Here is a 17,983-nt window from a genome sequence, read left to right as displayed (position 1 = left end):
TTAGTTTGAGCTTACTTTCGGCAGCTTAGCTTGAGCGGCTTCTACTTCTGGTAATAAGTCTCTGATAAACCACTGCTCTATCATCTGCTTTTCATAGCGAAATTCATCGTTATCTCTAAAACCACGTAAGCTCTGCATAAACCCCATATCTCGCAGCTTTTCTTCCTGATTAACAATTTGTTCGCCATGTTTATTTATAACAGTATGACTAAATTGAATTGCTGGCGAGTAGATGTCTTTAATTATCCGTAACTCTTGCCCAGTACCACTAATAAAAGGATCAATATCCCCAGCTAAATCAAAGTCGGTTACTGTTATATGCCAGCGATATTCTTCAGGTAGTTTAGCTGCTAAATCAGAAAAAAAACCGTCAAAATGCTTTAATACTCGCTGTTGGTATTTTATTTTAGATTCATTAGCAGGGCGAATATCAGTAAACTTCTCTGGTTTTTGCCAAGTTACTTCAACTTCAGCAGCATAAGCATTAATGCTAATACAGGCTAAACTAGTCAGGCTACAGACTAACGCAAATTTACGCATACTTTATCTCCTCATCTAATTAAGTTTTAACTTAGCTATTTAAACTTAATTATAATCACTTCATTAGGTTTAGCTTAACTACTATAGGCCTATTCTCCATAATATGTCGTGATTAATTGTATAAATTTGTAGCAGCTTAGCTATGGCAAACTCTAATAAGATATGAACTTATCGCTTAAGCTATTTTTAAGATATTAAAAAGTAAGGCTTGATCATCACTGATTAAAGACAAAAAGCCCGGAAATAAATTCCGGGCTTTTAATGCTTCGAAGAAATTACGAAACAATAAAACGAGGCAGATTACATCATACCGCCCATTCCACCCATGCCGCCCATATCAGGCATTGCTGGTGCTGATTCTGGTGCTGGTTTATCCGTGATCATCGCTTCGGTAGTGATCATTAATGAACCAATTGATGCTGCAAACTGTAATGCTGAACGCGTTACTTTAGTTGGATCAAGAATACCCATCTCTAGCATATCGCCGTAGATATCAGTTGCGGCATTGTAACCGTAGTTACCTTTACCTTCTTTAACCTTATTGATGACAACAGAGCCTTCTTCGCCTGCGTTTTCAACGATTTGACGAAGTGGTGATTCCATTGCGCGTAGAGCGATTTTAATACCGTGCGTTTGGTCTTCGTTAGCACCTTTTAAGTCAACTAAGCTTGCCGCTACACGAACTAAAGCAACACCACCGCCAGGGACTACACCTTCTTCTACTGCAGCACGTGTTGCATGTAAAGCATCTTCAACACGGGCTTTTTTCTCTTTCATTTCAATTTCAGTTGAAGCACCGACTTTAATTACGGCAACACCGCCAGATAATTTAGCTAAACGCTCTTGCAGCTTTTCTTTGTCGTAATCTGATGTGGCTTCTTCAACTTGTTGACGAATTTGCTTAACGCGACCATTAATAGCTTCTTGTTCGCCAGCACCGTCAATAATAGTAGTGTTATCTTTAGTGATAACCACGCGCTTAGCTGTACCTAATTCTTCTAAACCGGCTTTTTCTAATTCCATGCCAATTTCTTCAGAAATAACAGTAGCACCTGTTAATGTAGCAATGTCTTGCAACATAGCTTTACGGCGATCACCAAAGCCTGGGGCTTTAACTGCTGATACTTTAACGATACCGCGCATATTGTTTACTACTAAAGTAGCTAAGGCTTCGCCTTCCACATCTTCAGCAATAATAAATAATGGCTTACCAGATTTCGCTACTGCTTCTAATACTGGTAATAGCTCACGAATATTAGTGATTTTTTTATCAATAGCTAAGATATATGGGCTATCTAATTCTACTTGGCCAGCTTCTTGGTTCGTAATAAAGTATGGCGATAAGTAACCGCGGTCGAACTGCATACCTTCAACTACGTCTAATTCGTTGGCTAAGCCTTGGCCTTCTTCAACGGTAATTACGCCTTCTTTACCTACTTTAGCCATAGCTTCGGCAATAATATTACCAATTTCTTCATCAGAGTTAGCTGAAATAGTTCCTACTTGGGCAATAGCTTTGCTGTCGGCGCATGGCTGAGATAAGGCTTTTAAACCTTCTACAGCAGCAGTAACGGCTTTATCGATACCGCGCTTTAAATCCATTGGATTCATACCAGCTGCAACGGCTTTCACGCCTTCAGCGATAATATTTTGCGCTAAAACGGTTGCTGTAGTAGTACCATCACCGGCTTCATCATTGGCTTTAGAGGCAACCTCTTTCACCATTTGTGCGCCCATGTTTTCAAATTTATCTTCTAATTCAATTTCTTTAGCTACTGATACACCATCTTTAGTGATTAAAGGTGCACCGTAAGATTTATCTAAAATTACGTTACGGCCTTTAGGGCCTAAGGTTACGCGCACTGCGTTTGCAAGAATGTTTACACCTTTAAGCATTTTGTTGCGAGCGTCATCGCCAAAACGTACGTCTTTTGCTGCCATTTTTAAGATCCTTATAAAGTCGTTAATCTAATATAAAAACAATTTACTCGTTGATAATTAGTCTAAAATAACACCTAAGATATTGTCTTCTTTAGTGATTACATACTCTTGACCTTCAATTTTCTCTGTGCGCTCTACATAGTTACCGAACAACACTTTGTCGCCTACTTTAACGTCTAACGGTTTTACGTCACCGTTATCTAGTACACGGCCATTGCCAACAGCAACAACTTCACCACGAGTCGATTTTTCGGCTGAAGTGCCTGTTAGAACGATGCCACCAGCTGACTTGGTTTCAGCTTCTAAACGTTTGATAATGACACGGTCATGTAATGGACGAATATTCATGCTCTATCTCCTAAAGCGTATTTTGTTGTTTAACAAGGGTGTTAAAATGTCTGCTCACTATATGGGGTAACCCTAGATAAAACCCAAGGCTTTTTTGTAAAAAATTCTTCAATCGTAAATTCTTCCCACTTAACCTCTTTGCGATGACTTTCTAATCACCTTTTGGGAAAAGCCTGATAGACTAAGGCCATTACCTTGAAATAGTATTGGCCTAACCTAGGTCTTTATGCTCAACCCGTGATAATAATTAGGAAGCTGTAAGCTATGTATAAGCTGTTTTTACTGCCATTTATTTTTTGGTGTGGACTATTACAGGCGCAAAGTAATAGTTTTTCTTTAGATAGTTTACTCAATACTCAGCCTGACTTTTTACCCGTTGAGCAGGCCTTTGAGTTTGATTTTAGCCAGCAAGGTGATCAACTCGTTATAAGTTGGACTATCGCTGATGAATACTATCTGTATAAAGATAAAATAAAGTTGGGTGGTGTTGCGGTAAGCTTTTCTCACCCGACTTATCCAGCCAGTATGCAAATTGAAGATGAATTTTTCGGTATAACTGATGTTTACTTTCATCAGCTTATATTACGGATCCCTTTGACCGATATCAGTGAAGATGCGGTGTTTAAGGTTCAATACCAAGGTTGCGCAGAAGCCGGTCTATGTTATCCGCCAGTAACCAAAGAAGTGCCAATTTCTGTTGTTAACTCAACAGAAAATATCTCAGCTTCTGATAACGATATCAGCAAAGATAACAATCAATCTCCTATTTCTAATCAAAATAGCTTAGCGGACAAACTTACTGATGGTGCAAGCCTAGTTACCCTATTTGGTTTCTTTTTACTCGGTTTAGGTTTAGCTTTTACGCCTTGTGTTTTCCCAATGTACCCTATTTTAACCAGCATTATTGTTGGTCAAGGCAAACAGTTATCGAATAAACGGGCATTTAGTTTATCTTTTTCTTATGTGCAAGGTATGGCTATTACCTACTCAGCCTTAGGGTTAGTTATTGCTAGCTTAGGCGTGAAGTTTCAAGGTTATATGCAACACCCTGCCGTGTTAATTGTCGCAAGCGTTATCTTTGTTTTATTAGCTTTATCTATGTTTGGCGTATTTAATTTAAACCTGCCGGCTAGCTGGCAAGAAAAAGTCAGTAACGTCAGTAATAAACAACAAGGTGGCTCATTAAAAGGCGCTTTTGTCATGGGCGCTTTATCTGGCTTAATTGCTTCGCCTTGCACCACCGCTCCCTTATCAGCAGCCTTACTTTATGTTGCGCAAAGTGGCGACCTACTGCTAGGTGCTATTACCCTGTATGTGTTAAGTTTAGGCATGGGTTTACCTTTGTTGTTGTTAGGAAGTTCAGGCGGGACTTTATTACCTAAAGCCGGTCAGTGGATGAATGCGGTAAAAGTAAGCTTTGGTTTTTTATTGTTGGCTGTGCCCTTAGTTTTATTAGAGCGGATGCTACCCTTTAACTATGTGCTTGTTGCTGGGTCATTATTATTGCTAAGCTTCTTAATTTATATCTATCGGGTTATGTTTAGTTTAACTAGCACCAATGCCAAAGCAATTTTATTGCTGCTTGGCCAGAGCTTACTTATTGCCGGTGTCTGGTTAAACGTACAATATTGGTGGCCAGCAACTGCCGTTAATGCTAGCTCAACAAGTCAGCAAGGTACTGAATTTATCACTGTTGCTACTTTAGATGAACTACAGCAACAGTTAAAGCAAGCACAGGGCCGCTATTCTATGGTCGACTTATATGCCGACTGGTGTATCGCCTGTAAAGAGTTTGAACATTTAACTTTCCCCAAGCCCGACGTCCAAGCGCAAATGCAAAAAATGCAGCTGATAAAAGTTGATGTCACTAAAATGACCCGTAAAGATCAGGCCGTTTTAGATAAATTTAACGTTTTAGGCTTACCCACCATTTTGTTTTTCGATCCTAATGGACAAGAGTTAAATCAGTCTCGTGTTACCGGCTCTATGGCTGCAGCCGAGTTTGCAAGCCACTTACAGCAAATCCAAAACTAAATCTAAGGCGGTGTTTTTGCATAAACACCGCCCACTTCTTCACTAGCTCTGGCTGATAAGACCAGTATTTTGCTGCCATTTGTCACGATTTCACTATAATAAAGCGCTATTGTTAAGCTAACTGTCTCTTTTGTCTGTCAGCAAAAAGGCTGTAATTGACAATAGATGCAATTAACAGCAAGCTTTGGCAAGATAGTGCCGAATAAGAATAAGCGGGAAAATCGCAGCTATGTCAGCAAAATTAACGGCATTAAAACCTAAAGTATTAGTGTTAAATGGCCCTAACTTAAATATGCTTGGTGTACGTGAGCCTGCAGTTTATGGTAGTGCGACCTTAACAGAAATTATCAACGACCTGACGGAACGGGCAAGCGTGTTGGGTGTCGAACTGACACATCTGCAGTCAAATGCAGAGCACGAATTAGTTACTGCTATTCAGCAAAGCCTAGGCCAACAAGACTTTATTTTGTTTAATCCTGGTGCTTATACTCATACAAGCATTGCCATACGCGATGCTTTGCTTGCTGTGGCAGTGCCTTTTATTGAGATTCATTTATCTAACGTGCATGCTCGTGAACATTTTCGCCAGCATTCATATTTATCGGATATTGCTAAAGGGGTAATTTGTGGCCTCGGTGCTAAGGGTTATCACTATGCGTTAGACGCAGCAGTATCGCTATTACATACAACAAACAGTCATAACTAAATCAGGCAAAATAATGGATATTAGAAAAATTAAAAAACTTATCGAGCTACTAGAAGAGTCTGGTATCTCTGAGCTTGAAATTACTGAAGGTGAAGAATCAGTACGTATTAGTCGTAACGGCACAGCGCCACAGTATGCGCCTATGCAGTACGCACCAATGCAGCAACAGTATCAGCAACCAATGGCTGCAGCACCAGCTGCTGCACCTGAGCCTGCTCCTGAAACACCTAAAGCGGTAACTGGCCACGTGGTTAAGTCGCCAATGGTTGGCTCTTTTTATCGCGCCTCTTCACCAACGGCAAAAGCTTTCGTTGAAGTAGGCCAAAGCGTAAAAGTAGGTGATACTTTATGTATTGTTGAAGCCATGAAAATGATGAACCAAATCCAATCTGATAAAGCCGGTGTAGTAAAAGAAATTTTACTAGAGAACGCTGAGCCAGTTGAATTTGATCAACCTTTATTTATCATCGAATAACGCAAAAGGCATACTGATGCTAGAAAAAGTACTGATTGCCAACCGAGGCGAAATTGCACTGCGTATACTACGCGCGTGTAAAGAGCTTGGCATAAAAACAGTGGCGGTACACTCAACAGTGGATCGCAACTTAAAGCACGTTTTACTGGCCGACGAAACCATTTGTATTGGTCCTGGACCGTCGCCACTAAGTTATTTAAATATTCCAGCTCTTATTGCTGCTGCCGAAGTGACTAATGCACAAGCCATTCATCCTGGTTATGGTTTTTTAGCTGAACGTGCTGACTTTGCCCAACAAGTTGAAGAAAGTGGCCTTATCTTTATTGGACCTCGTGCTGATTCTATTCGCACTATGGGCGATAAAGTTGCGGCTATTGAAGCCATGAAAAAAGCCGGTGTACCTTGTGTACCAGGCTCTGATGGCGCCGTGGGTGATGATGAGCAAACCAATAAAGCCATCGCTAAACGCATTGGTTACCCTATCATTGTTAAAGCCTCTGGCGGCGGCGGTGGTCGTGGTATGCGTGTTGTACGCACTGAAGAAGAGCTAGTTAGTTCAATTGAAATGACTAAAGCTGAAGCCAAAGCCGCTTTTGGTAACGATATGGTATATATGGAGAAATTTTTAGAAAACCCTCGCCATGTTGAAATCCAAATTCTAGCGGATGGCCAAGGTAATGCGATCCATTTAGGTGAACGGGATTGCTCTATGCAACGTCGCCACCAAAAAGTGGTAGAAGAAGCTCCTGCGCCAGGCATAACAGATGAACAGCGTAGTTTTATTGGTGAACGTTGTGTAGCCGCCTGTAAAGTAATGAACTACCGTGGTGCGGGTACTTTCGAGTTTTTATTTGAAAACGGCGAGTTCTTCTTTATTGAAATGAACACGCGGATCCAAGTTGAGCACCCTATTACTGAAATGATTACCGGCGTAGACTTAATTAAAGAACAATTACGTATTGCTTCTGGTATTCCACTAAGTATTAAGCAAGAAGACATTGTTATTCGTGGCCATGCCATTGAATGTCGTATCAATGCTGAAGATGCTAAAACCTTTATGCCATCACCTGGCACTATCACTCGGTTCCATCCACCTGGTGGTAATGGCATCCGTTGGGATTCTCATATTTATTCTAACTACACAGTGCCACCTAACTACGACTCGATGGTAGGTAAGCTAATTACTTATGGTGAGACACGTGATATTGCTTTAGCTCGGATGCGCAATGCGTTAGATGAACTACTCGTTGAAGGCATTAAAACCAATATCGAACTACATAAAATTATTATGAACGATGCTGGTTTCTGCCAAGGCGGCACCAATATTCATTATTTAGAGAAAAAGCTAGGCCTAGCCTAAGCGATAAAATAATGTTTACCCTGATATTAAAGGCCGCTAATGCGGCCTTTTTGTTATAATGTGAAAAATATAAATAGCCACGAGACAAAATATGCCTTGGATCCAATTGCGGGTTACAACAACTGAAGAAAAAGCAGAGCAAGTAAGCGATATGCTTATGGGCTGGGGGGCGCAAGCAGTTAGCTTTTTAGACGCGCAAGACACACCAATATACGAGCCTATGCCTGGCGAAGTTATTTATTGGACCAAAACCATAGTAGTCGGTTTATTTGATGCTGAACATCCAATGGCCGATGTTGTGAATAAACTAAAAAATGTCTCTTTCTTTAAGCAAGGCCTAGATTACAAACTTGAGCAACTAGAGGATAAAGACTGGGAGCGGGAATGGATGGAAAACTTCCATCCGATTAAATTTGGTCAACGATTATGGGTCTGCCCAAGTTGGCGTGATGTACCCGAGCCTAATGCGGTTAATGTAATGCTAGATCCAGGTTTAGCCTTTGGCACTGGCACCCACCCAACGACAGCACTATGTATGCAATGGTTAGATCACGTTATTCAACCTGAACAAACCGTGGTCGACTTTGGTTGTGGCTCAGGTATTTTAGGTATAGCAGCACTTAAACTAGGCGCTAAACGTGTTATTGGTGTTGATATTGATCCGCAAGCAATTGAAGCTAGTGGTAAAAATGCCCAGCGTAACCAAGTTGCAGGGAAAATAGAACTATACTTACCTAAAGATCAACCAAGCTTCAATGCGGACGTCGTTGTTGCCAACATCTTAGCCGGCCCTTTAGCTGAGTTAAAATCGGTAATCAGTGCTTATGTCAAGCCAGGTGGCTTGTTAGCCTTATCCGGCATTTTAACTAGCCAAGCTGACAGTGTAATGGCAGCCTATGCTGATGAGTTTACTTTTGATCCTATTGTCGAACAAGAAGAGTGGGTACGCCTAACGGCTATAAAACAGCTATAGGGTAAGCCCCAACTAAAGTGGAGACCTAAGATGGCCAATTGGTTAGACGCAACTGTAATAGAAAACAAGCATTGGCATGCCAACCTGTTTAGCTTAAAGCTAAAAACCCCAGCCTTTGATTTTACTGCAGGCCAATTTGTCCGATTAGCAATGGAAACTCCTGAAGGTAGAAAGCAACGGGCCTATTCTTTAGTGAATAGCCCAGGAGAAGCAGAGCAAGAATTTTTAATTAGTACCGTCGCAGATGGCATACTCTCGCCTTTGCTGCAACAATTACAGATGGGTGACAAGCTGCAACTAAGTCAGCCTGCCACAGGATTTTTTACCTTAGATGAAGTCCCTGAAGGTGATAATTTATGGCTACTTTCTAGCGGCACAGGCATTGGCCCTTATATTTCTATGTTAGGCACCCGTAATCTATGGCAACGTTTTGAACATATAGTAATAGTTCATAGTGTGCGTACTATTGCTGACTTAGTTTATCGCCAATATATCGAGCAAAAACAAGCGCAATACCCTGGCATGTTACATTACCAACCTATAGTAACCCGCGAAGCCCATACTGGCGCACTTAGTAAACGCTTGCCTGAGTTAATAAGCAACGGAGAGCTACAACAAGCCTGTCAGCAAAAAATTGATACTCGCTCGCAAGTGATGATTTGCGGCAATCCTGCCATGATTACCGACACCAAAGTTCAATTAGAAAGCATGGGCCTGACAAAAAATCTAAGGCGTACACCTGGTAATATTACCGTGGAGCAATATTGGAAGTAACGCCAGTTTAATCAAGGTAGCCACTATTGCCGTTATAAGTAATGCTATAGCGGCTAATTACAGTCTTGGTTCATAGCTGCTATTAACCATCCGTGCTATCATATTCGTCATCCCCTGCGAGTAATAAAACGCCAACGGTTATAATACGATGGCCCACCATTTCTCGAACGGATAATTGCACATCTTCTAATTCAACAGTTGAATCAAGCTGAGGCGGTTGGTTTAACGCGTTTTTTAATACCTGCTCTAAGCTGTTATCATTTTCAACATCTAATTGAATGCCATAGGAATGCTTTAAGTCCGCTACTTTGGTATTACCTTTAAGCCTTAACTCGCGTGCGGGCAACTCATTACTTTCATCATCATTAATAGCGGCAGAAAACACACTATCAACAAACCGGCGTGTTCCAGGTTTAAGCACAATAAATAAATGATCATCTGCACATAACAGCGTAGAGCCCCGAGGCGTAATCACAGTGTCCGCTCGGGTGATCATAGCGACAACCGTCGTATCGGGTAAGGCTAATTGCGATAATCGCCGTCCTACGGCTCGAGATGTCTCGCCTAAGGTATATTCAACAATATCGGCATCTACTTTGCCTAAAGCAGTAATTTCTAATGTGGCAGCTGGTGTTGCTGGGGGTGCCAAAGTTAACTTTAACTTTCTGGCCATCCAGGGTAAAGAAGAACCTTGCACTGTTGCTGAAATTAACACCACAAAAAACACCACATTAAAAATTAAGGCCGCGCCTGGTAATTCAAAAAGCAAAGGAAAAATGGCTAGAATAATGGGTACTGAACCGCGTAAACCAACCCAAGACACTAAGGTGATTTCACGGCGATTAAAGCCAAATAATGCCAAAATGGGAATAACTGCAACGGGTCTGGCAATAAAGGTTAACACCAGCGCGATAATTAAACCTTCAAACCAAACATCTAATAATGAAGAAGGATTAATAAGTAAGCCTAACACCACAAACATGGTGATTTGACTTAACCACGCCAAGCCATCATGGAATAAGAAAGTACTGCGCTGAAACACAAAGCGGCTATTACCTATAACAACACCAGTAATAAAAATAGCTAAGAAGCCACTTCCGCCAATATTAGCTGTAATACCAAAGGCTAATAAACCACAGGCCGCTACCATAACCGGATATAATCCCGATGCCACCAGCTGAATTCTGTTAATTAGTTGCACCGATAACCAACCTATAGCAAATCCCACTAAGGCACCTAAACCCATCTGCGACACAAACATCATTAATAAGCCTGTGCCTGGCTGCATATCGTGCATTAAAATTTCAAGCATGCCGACGGTAAGAAATATCGCCATAGGATCGTTGGAAGCACTTTCTATTTCTAAGGTGGCTTTAAGCTTTTTATTTAAGTGAATACCCGCATTGCGTAACAGTGAAAACACCGCCGCCGCATCAGTAGAGCCAACAATAGCGCCTAAAAGTAACCCCTGCATTATTGGAATATGTAGAATATAAGCTGCTGCAACTCCAGTAATAGCCGCCGTTACTAACACCCCTAAGGTAGCTAAACTCGCCGCCGGTCGCCAAACCTTTTTAATAGCTCGAATAGGCGTTTGTAAACCGCCATCGAATAAAATCATCGCTAAAGCTAAAGTGCCCAAAGCATGAGCCGCACCGGCATTATCAAATACAATACCGCCAGGACCATCTTCACCCGCTAACATGCCGACTAATAAAAAAAGTACTAATACCGGCAAGCCTAATCTGGCCGACAATTTACTCGACATAATACCCAGCAAAATTAATACTGCGGCCAGTAGGATCATATGGTCAATTACGAACATGCAGAGGTCTCTATTCTTAGCCCATAAAGCGCTAAGTGTAATTAAAGATTAGGAATAATATAGCAACTATATGGAGACGGATCGCCTGAATTTCAACTAAAACAGGCGTTTAGTTGCTAATTAAAATATTCCAGCCAAAGATCGCAATAAACCTTGATGCAAGGGTTGCTCGGCTTCACGCCACCGTAAATTGGCTTTGTTAGCAAAACTAACCACTTTAATCTGATACTTTCGCATATCGGTATCCCGCTGCCATAATTGCTCTAAAGTGCCACTATCGCCTTGCTGTAAAAAGTGCTGACTAACCTCTTGTACAGATGCAATAGAATCTGACCTAATTCGCTCTGCAATTTGAATGTCGGTTAACATGGTATAATATTTATCTTTAACTAACTGATTGCCTACATACTCAACCCCAGCAAAAGCGGCTAATACAACTAAGCCCTTAACAATGTCTTTACCATCAATATCCGCGGCTATGCCAGCATCAATATAAACCTTACTCGGAGTAGAATAAACTGGCTCAGCATCCTCCGACTGCGGAATAGCATCAGCTAAAGGGGCAATTTCAGGGTGGAGTAAGGCATGGCTTTCTTGTGCTGACATGCCATATTCTTGCGCTAATACCTTAGCAGGTTTTTCTTTTATTACCGTGCGCACATTTACTTGCAACCAATATTGCGCCTGTAAAGGGGATGCCACTAAGCGGTAGCCACGACTTAATAAAAAGCTTTGCAAATCCTCTGCCAGCGGTAGGGTGTATTCTGCGGTGGTATTTCTAATATCAATAAAAATACTCCGATGCTCAGGATCGACAGGATCAAGATAAACAGTCTGGCTCATCCTAGTTTGCACATCTAGCTGCCGCTTAGCGACAGAAGTATGTATAGCCGAACAGCTAGTTAGAAAAAGTAAGCAAACAACTAGCCCGAGTCGCATCTAAAATAACCCTGCCACAGCACGCGTTAAACCTTGCGTTAGCGTCGGCTCAGCTTCATGCCACTTTAAGTTAGCTTGATTAGCATAGCTAACAACCCGAGTTTGGTATTTACGCATATTGGTATTACGGTTATAACTTGATGTCGTGCTACCACTATCCCCTTGCAATAACTGATGCTGTGAAGTTTCCCGCACAGTGCCATCAAAACGTTCCATAATTTGAATATCGGTAATCACGCTGTAATAAACATCTTCAACTAACGCATCAAAAACAGTACCCGCTATAGCTCCCCCGACCACGGCACCTGCCGTTGCAGCTCCAGATGCACCTCCAGTGGCTCTATGTATTGCATAACCCGTTACAGCCCCGCCTGCAACGCCGTGCCCCATACGCATAGCAGTATTAACATCACGGCCGTTCGTACGGCCAACTTGTAACACATTTGCTTGCAACCAGTAATGCGCACGACTGGGACTATCAATTACCTGATAGCCACGGCTAATTAAACTGGCAACAACCTGTGGTGTTAAATCAAATTCAGGTTTATCTGAGGTATTGCGAATATCAACAAAAATAGTTCTTAGCTCAGGATCAACCGGATCAAGAAAAATTGACGAGCTCATTTTTGTTTGTACATCTAAGTTGCGTTTAGCTACCGACGTATGCAAAGCGCCGCAAGCACTTAAAATAACCACTAATCCAAGCACAATTAAAGCTGTAAATTTATTCATTGCTACACCCACTTTGCCTTTTGTTTTTCTGCCAATTTAGTCGTCATAACTTAACCATCTATGAATGCTTAGCTAGAGCTTAGCACTGTAGATTATTAGGTTAAGTCTAGCCTATTATCAAGCTAGACAGGAAAAGCCAGAGTTTTGCTTTACATTTCTAGCTTAACCGTTACAATATGCGCCGCTCTTTTGAACGATATTTATACAGCTCTTTATAAAATAAGGTAATCGCTATGCATCCGATGTTAAACATCGCGGTTCGTGCTGCTCGCAGTGCGGGTAACGTGATCGCTCGTGCCTGTGGCCAACTTGATATGGTCCAGAAACTACAAAAAGGCACAAATGACTTTGTCACTAATGTCGACAAAGAAGCTGAACAAGCCATTGTTCAGATCCTAAAAAAATCATACCCTACTCATGGTATCGTCGGTGAAGAGCATGGTGATTACGGCAATAGCGACAGTGAGTATCAATGGATTATTGATCCACTAGACGGTACTGCCAACTTTATTAAAGGCATTCCTCATTTTGCCGTTTCTATTGCATTAAAACACCAAGGTAAATTAGACCAAGCAGTGATCTTTGATCCTCTGCGCGGTGAGCTATTTACTGCATCACGTGGCCGTGGTGCGCAATTAAATGGCACGCGTATTCGGGTTGTTAATTTACCAGATATGTCTGGCAGTATTATCGCTACTGGTTTTCCATTTAAAAATAAAACTCATATGCCTGCTTATAGCGGTATGCTTGGTTCCATTTTTAATGAAGCCGCAGATGTTCGCCGCACAGGCTCTGCCGCTTTAGACTTAGCCTATGTAGCAGCAGGTCGTTTTGATGGCTTCTTTGAAATTGGTTTAAAACCGTGGGATATCGCTGCGGGTGAATTAATTGTGCGTGAAGCTGGTGGTTTAGTTTCAGATTTTATCGGTGGTAATAACCAATTACGCAGCGGTAATATTGTTGCCGCTAGCCCGAAAGTGTTAGCCGGTATGCTAAAACATATTCGCCCGCATTTAACCGACTATCTATCACGTTAAGTCTTTCTTAGCGCGTTAATTCCCGGCCGATTAAGTTTAGACTATATCACAGCCTCACTGCTAGATATCACTACAGTGGGGCTTTTTTAATAGTATTAACCGGCCTTAAGTTGCCAGCGCCGTTATTACCATTTTAGTTATAATTGCTTTACCTGATAGCCTTTTTCTCGCAGTAAATCTAACACATTAGCGTCACCAGCAAGGTGCAAGGCGCCTACTAGCACCATTTCAACTTCTTTGGTTTTTAACATAGCTTCAAGCTGAGAGATCCAAGCTTGATTACGTTGTACTAACATACGCTGATAAAATTGTTGGCCGGCAGCCGTATCGGCACCTTCCATTGCTAACTCAGCTAAAACAGTTAAATTTCCTTTACGCCAAGCCCCTATAATTTGTTTTAATTGCGTTTCAATATCTTGTAATTGCGCTAATGAGAACTGAACAAACCAGTCTTCATTGCCTGTTGAAGCATTAAATAATAAACCAAGTTGCTGCTCAATTGTTTCCAGAAAAGCCAGCTCTCTGTTGTCAGCTATTGCTTTATTAAGATAAAACTTATCAACCCCCTCACCGGCTAAGCCGGCTTTATTTAAGGCTAATTGCATTAAATTAATAATAACGAAGTCCGGTTTAAAACTGTCTAAAGCCTGAATATTTAAACCTAACGCAGCAGCTTGTTTATCTAAGGCCTGATAATTAGCTGTATTTAATACTTGCTTTAATCTGTTGCCATCTTGATAGCGAGCGTGCTGCATTAATAATTGCATGCCCGCAGCTGTTTCTAGTTGTCTAATATCAGCTTCAAATACCATTATGCTACTTTGCTGATAAGCTAGGTCAAAAGCCTCAGGTAATGGAAACTCTGAGCTAGGTAATATATGAACTGTTCCGGCTATAAATAATTTTTGTTCGCCTTTACTAATTTCAAACACGGCTGTGCTGGCAAGCGCTGTCTGGCTAAAAAGGAATATAACAGCCCAACATAGATAATTAACTAAATAAGACATTTTGTTTCCTTTCATGATTGTTTTGTTTCCTGTTCAATAGGCAAAGCACGCTGACACCAGTCTCTATAGCCGCCATCTAAACTAAACACTTGGCTATAACCCATTTTTTGTAAATTATCCGCAGCCAGCGCTGACCTGTAACCACCGCCGCAATACAAAACGATAGTCTGCGTTTTATCTGGCACCCTTTGTTCAATATCACGCTCTATAATACCTTTGCCTAAATGCTCTGCCTTCGGAATATGGCCACCTTGCCATTCATGATCTTCGCGGATATCAAAAAGAATATACGGCTGATTTAACTGCTGTAATTCTGGGATCGTTATTTCCTTTATCTGTTGCTTTACATTTGCAACTAACGCTAAAAAGCGTGAAGAATGTTGTGCAGCCATTTCAAGTTCCTTGTAAAAATGTCCGAAAAAAATGCCAGTCATCGACTGGCATTTTTAGCATCTTTTTACCTAAATTACATTAAGGCGTCGGTATTCTCGCCTTCTTTTTCAATTGGCGGTGGCGGTAACATATCTTCACGGCTAATACCGAGAATTTCTGCTATTGAACTAGCCACATAGACTGACGAATAAGTACCAATAGCGACACCAAACAATAAGGCAGTTGCAAAGCCATGAATTAAGGCACCACCCATGTAGAATAGTACTATCAATACTAAGACTGTAGTTAATGAGGTTATAACGGTACGGTTTAATGTAGACGTAATCGCATCATTAATAGTGTCATCAACGCTAGTATCACGTAATTTACGGAAACTTTCACGTATACGGTCAAATACAACGATAGTATCGTTAATCGAGTAACCAATAAGCGCAAGAATTGCCGCTAATACCGTTAAGTCGAATTCTAAGCCTAGTATCGAAAATAAACCCATGGTTAAAATCGTATCATGGCCTAAAGACAACACAGCACCAACTGATAAGCGCCATTCAAAACGCATAGTGACATAAAGTAAGATGCCGATTAATGCCACTAGCATAGCAAGACCACCGTCTTCTTTTAATTCTTCACCTACGCTTGGGCCAACAAATTCAATCCGACGCATCGTCACACCATCGGCATTACTTTTGTTTAATATCGCCATTACCTCATCGCCTAAGGTAACTTGTTCAATATCTTCACGTAATGGGATCCGAATTAAAACATCACGGCTAGTTCCAAACAACTGTACTACTGCGTCTGGGTAACCCGCTGCAGATAATACTTCTCGTACTGCAGGTAAGTCAGCCGGTTTATCAAAACCAGCCTCAATAACTGTTCCACCTGTGAAGTCTAAGCCCCAATTAATACCCTTAGTACTAATTGATACCACTGAAGCAATTAACATAATTGACGACAGTACTATGGCTGTCCATTTAAACCGCATAAAGTTTAACGGCTGTTTAAAATTAAAAATTTGCATGCCGTAATCCTTATATTGGTAGCGACTGCACGCGGCGGCCACCCCAGAATAAATTAACTAATAAACGCGTACCGACTACGGCAGTAAAGATTGAGGTTAAAATACCTATTGCTAAGGTAATAGCAAAACCTTTAACTGGGCCTGTTCCTATGCCAAATAGAATTAACGCCACGAGTAAAGTTGTAATATTCGAGTCGGTAATAGTTGCAAAAGCACGATCATAGCCATGATGAATAGCTTGCTGAACCGATCGACCATCAGCTAATTCTTCACGAATACGCTCAAATATGAGTACGTTAGCATCAACCGCCATACCAACGGTTAAAACGATACCAGCCATACCTGGTAAGGTTAGCGTGGCACCTGGGATCATAGACATTACACCTACAATCAAGACTAAATTTGCAACTAGAGCCACGTTAGCGACTAAACCAAAGGCCTTGTAGTAAATAATCATAAAGATTAACACTGCTACCATGCCCCACAGAATTGCCGTGGTACCTAGCTCAATGTTTTCTTTACCTAAACTTGGGCCTATGGTGCGCTCTTCAACAATTTGAATAGGCGCTAATAAAGCACCAGCACGTAATAAAGTTGATAAGTTTTGCGCTTCACCTGGCGAGTCTATGCCAGTGATACGAAAATCACGACCTAACCGAGCTTGAATAGTCGCATCATTAATCACTTCTTGGCTTTTTACTAAGATAGGGTTGCCTTGCTCATCTAGCTCATCGCTTGGCTTATATTCAATAAACACTGACGCCATACGACGACCAATAGCATCACGAGTCGCAGCTGATAACATGTTGCCGCCTTTCGCATCTAACTTAATGCTAACCTGAGGACGACTATATTCATCAAAGCTAGAGCTTGCTCCAGTAATATGCTCACCCGTTAACATAATGCGTTTTTCAAGCAATACAGGGCGGCCATCACGGCTATAGAATAACTCCGTACCTGGTGGTACTCGGCCTTCTAGGGCGCTACCTAAGTCGGCATCGGTATCAACTAAACGAAACTCTAAGGTTGCCGTTGCACCCAAAATTTCTTTCGCTTTTGCTGTATCCTGAACACCAGGCAATTGCACCACAATGCGATCAGCACCTTGGCGTTGTACTATCGGCTCAGAAACCCCAATTTCATTAACACGATTACGAATAATAGTGATGTTCTGCTCTAGGGCATATTCTTGGATTTCTTTTAAGCGAATTTCACTAATACTAATATTAGCGGAGAACTCATCAGCACCGGCTGAAAATACTAACTCACGATCACGCTTTTTTAACGCTGCTTCTGCTGCCGCTAAATCTTCCGCGCTTCGCATAGTCAATTTAACATGGCCATTAGCTACATCTGCTTGGACATTACGATAGCGAATTTTATCCTCGCGCAAGTCAGCTCGGAATGTTTGCTCCATGTCTTGCAGGTTTTTATCAATAGCCGCCTTCATATCAACGGCCATTAAAAAGTGAACCCCACCACGTAAGTCTAAACCTAACTTCATAGGTGAAGCACCAATAGCATTTAACCAAGCTGGCGTTGCCGGCGCTAAATTTAAAGCCGTTACATAATTATCACCAAGCTTTTCAGCGGCTATTTCACGGGCTTGTAATTGATCTTCCGAAGTATTAAAACGAGCTAATACTTGACCTTGATTTAATACAACTGACTTTGCACTAATGCCTGCTTGATCAAAGTTACGCTCTATTTCAGCACGTACCTGCTCAGTGACTTCACCACCTCGGGTTGCACTAATACTTAATGCCGGATCTTCCGGATACAAATTTGGCAATGCATAGACTAGCGCGAGTAAAAGCACACCAATCACTAGCATATAGCGCCATAGAGGGTTTTTATTTAACACCTGTTTATCCTTTC

At 41.5% G+C, this 17,983-nt stretch carries 17 protein-coding genes; 7 read left to right on the top strand and 10 right to left on the bottom strand.

Features of this window, described 5'->3' with window-relative positions:
- From ACRCA4_RS05780 to ACRCA4_RS05770, 3 genes are all read right to left on the bottom strand, one after another.
- Entirely contained in the window at positions 1 to 540 is a 540-nt protein-coding gene (locus tag ACRCA4_RS05780) for a DUF3016 domain-containing protein (protein ID WP_433185456.1), read from the bottom strand.
- A 300-nt stretch (positions 541 to 840) separates the two neighbouring features.
- Entirely contained in the window at positions 841 to 2,481 is a 1,641-nt protein-coding gene (gene groL, locus ACRCA4_RS05775) for a chaperonin GroEL (RefSeq protein ID WP_433185453.1), read from the bottom strand.
- A 57-nt stretch (positions 2,482 to 2,538) separates the two neighbouring features.
- Positions 2,539 to 2,829 carry a co-chaperone GroES gene (locus ACRCA4_RS05770; protein ID WP_433185450.1) on the bottom strand — a complete coding sequence of 97 codons (291 nt, stop codon included), beginning with the start codon at positions 2,827 to 2,829 and terminating at the stop codon, positions 2,539 to 2,541.
- Positions 2,830 to 3,093: 264 nt separating this feature from the next.
- Between ACRCA4_RS05770 and ACRCA4_RS05765 the strand changes: the two genes are divergently transcribed.
- The 6 genes from ACRCA4_RS05765 to ACRCA4_RS05740 all read left to right on the top strand — a co-directional run bounded on the left by ACRCA4_RS05765 (position 3,094) and on the right by ACRCA4_RS05740 (position 9,151).
- A complete protein-coding gene (locus ACRCA4_RS05765; protein ID WP_433185447.1) occupies positions 3,094 to 4,863 on the top strand; it encodes a protein-disulfide reductase DsbD in 1,770 nt (589 codons plus the stop codon).
- A 229-nt stretch (positions 4,864 to 5,092) separates the two neighbouring features.
- Positions 5,093 to 5,569 (top strand): type II 3-dehydroquinate dehydratase, encoded by a 477-nt coding sequence (gene aroQ, locus ACRCA4_RS05760; protein ID WP_433185444.1) that lies wholly within the window; start codon positions 5,093 to 5,095, stop codon positions 5,567 to 5,569.
- Positions 5,570 to 5,582: 13 nt separating this feature from the next.
- A complete protein-coding gene (gene accB / locus ACRCA4_RS05755; RefSeq protein WP_433185441.1) occupies positions 5,583 to 6,044 on the top strand; it encodes an acetyl-CoA carboxylase biotin carboxyl carrier protein in 462 nt (153 codons plus the stop codon).
- Positions 6,045 to 6,060: 16 nt separating this feature from the next.
- On the top strand, positions 6,061 to 7,404 hold the full coding sequence (gene accC / locus ACRCA4_RS05750; protein WP_433185439.1) for an acetyl-CoA carboxylase biotin carboxylase subunit: 1,344 nt from the start codon (positions 6,061 to 6,063) through the stop codon (positions 7,402 to 7,404).
- A gap of 91 nt (positions 7,405 to 7,495) precedes the next feature.
- Positions 7,496 to 8,377, top strand: coding sequence for a 50S ribosomal protein L11 methyltransferase (gene prmA / locus ACRCA4_RS05745; RefSeq protein WP_433185436.1), 882 nt, complete (start codon positions 7,496 to 7,498; stop codon positions 8,375 to 8,377).
- Positions 8,378 to 8,407: 30 nt separating this feature from the next.
- On the top strand, positions 8,408 to 9,151 hold the full coding sequence (locus ACRCA4_RS05740) for a ferredoxin--NADP reductase (protein ID WP_433185433.1): 744 nt from the start codon (positions 8,408 to 8,410) through the stop codon (positions 9,149 to 9,151).
- Between the two features lie 82 nt (positions 9,152 to 9,233).
- On the opposite strand, the gene ACRCA4_RS05735 is transcribed toward ACRCA4_RS05740, so the two are convergent.
- The 3 genes from ACRCA4_RS05735 to ACRCA4_RS05725 all read right to left on the bottom strand — a co-directional run bounded on the left by ACRCA4_RS05735 (position 9,234) and on the right by ACRCA4_RS05725 (position 12,647).
- Complete coding sequence (locus ACRCA4_RS05735) at positions 9,234 to 10,976, bottom strand: potassium/proton antiporter (RefSeq protein ID WP_433185430.1); 1,743 nt, start codon at positions 10,974 to 10,976, stop codon at positions 9,234 to 9,236.
- Between the two features lie 120 nt (positions 10,977 to 11,096).
- Positions 11,097 to 11,915, bottom strand: coding sequence for a complement resistance protein TraT (gene traT / locus ACRCA4_RS05730; RefSeq protein ID WP_433185427.1), 819 nt, complete (start codon positions 11,913 to 11,915; stop codon positions 11,097 to 11,099).
- Positions 11,916 to 12,647, bottom strand: a complete 732-nt coding sequence (locus ACRCA4_RS05725) for a complement resistance protein TraT (RefSeq protein ID WP_433185425.1) — start codon at positions 12,645 to 12,647, stop codon at positions 11,916 to 11,918. It lies immediately after the preceding gene.
- 233 nt (positions 12,648 to 12,880) lie between these two features.
- Between ACRCA4_RS05725 and suhB the strand changes: the two genes are divergently transcribed.
- The gene (gene suhB, locus ACRCA4_RS05720) at positions 12,881 to 13,684 is read left to right on the top strand and encodes an inositol-1-monophosphatase (protein ID WP_433185423.1); all 804 of its coding nucleotides are present in this window, start codon (positions 12,881 to 12,883) and stop codon (positions 13,682 to 13,684) included.
- A 137-nt stretch (positions 13,685 to 13,821) separates the two neighbouring features.
- Here the strand turns inward: suhB and ACRCA4_RS05715 are convergent, their stop codons facing one another.
- The 4 genes from ACRCA4_RS05715 to secD form a co-directional block, all read right to left on the bottom strand.
- Complete coding sequence (locus ACRCA4_RS05715) at positions 13,822 to 14,706, bottom strand: TraB/GumN family protein (RefSeq protein ID WP_433185420.1); 885 nt, start codon at positions 14,704 to 14,706, stop codon at positions 13,822 to 13,824.
- On the bottom strand, positions 14,703 to 15,083 hold the full coding sequence (locus ACRCA4_RS05710; protein ID WP_433185417.1) for a rhodanese-like domain-containing protein: 381 nt from the start codon (positions 15,081 to 15,083) through the stop codon (positions 14,703 to 14,705). Before ACRCA4_RS05710 ends, ACRCA4_RS05715 begins: the two co-directional genes overlap by 4 nt.
- A 74-nt stretch (positions 15,084 to 15,157) precedes the next feature.
- Complete coding sequence (gene secF, locus ACRCA4_RS05705) at positions 15,158 to 16,105, bottom strand: protein translocase subunit SecF (protein WP_433185414.1); 948 nt, start codon at positions 16,103 to 16,105, stop codon at positions 15,158 to 15,160.
- Positions 16,106 to 16,115: 10 nt separating this feature from the next.
- Complete coding sequence (gene secD, locus ACRCA4_RS05700; RefSeq protein WP_433185412.1) at positions 16,116 to 17,969, bottom strand: protein translocase subunit SecD; 1,854 nt, start codon at positions 17,967 to 17,969, stop codon at positions 16,116 to 16,118.
- Between the last annotated feature and the right edge of the window lie 14 nt (positions 17,970 to 17,983).

The organism is Rheinheimera sp. WS51 (genome assembly GCF_050936095.1).
In the GTDB taxonomy this organism is placed as follows: domain Bacteria; phylum Pseudomonadota; class Gammaproteobacteria; order Enterobacterales; family Alteromonadaceae; genus Alishewanella.
This window is presented reverse-complemented; position numbering and strand designations above follow the sequence as displayed.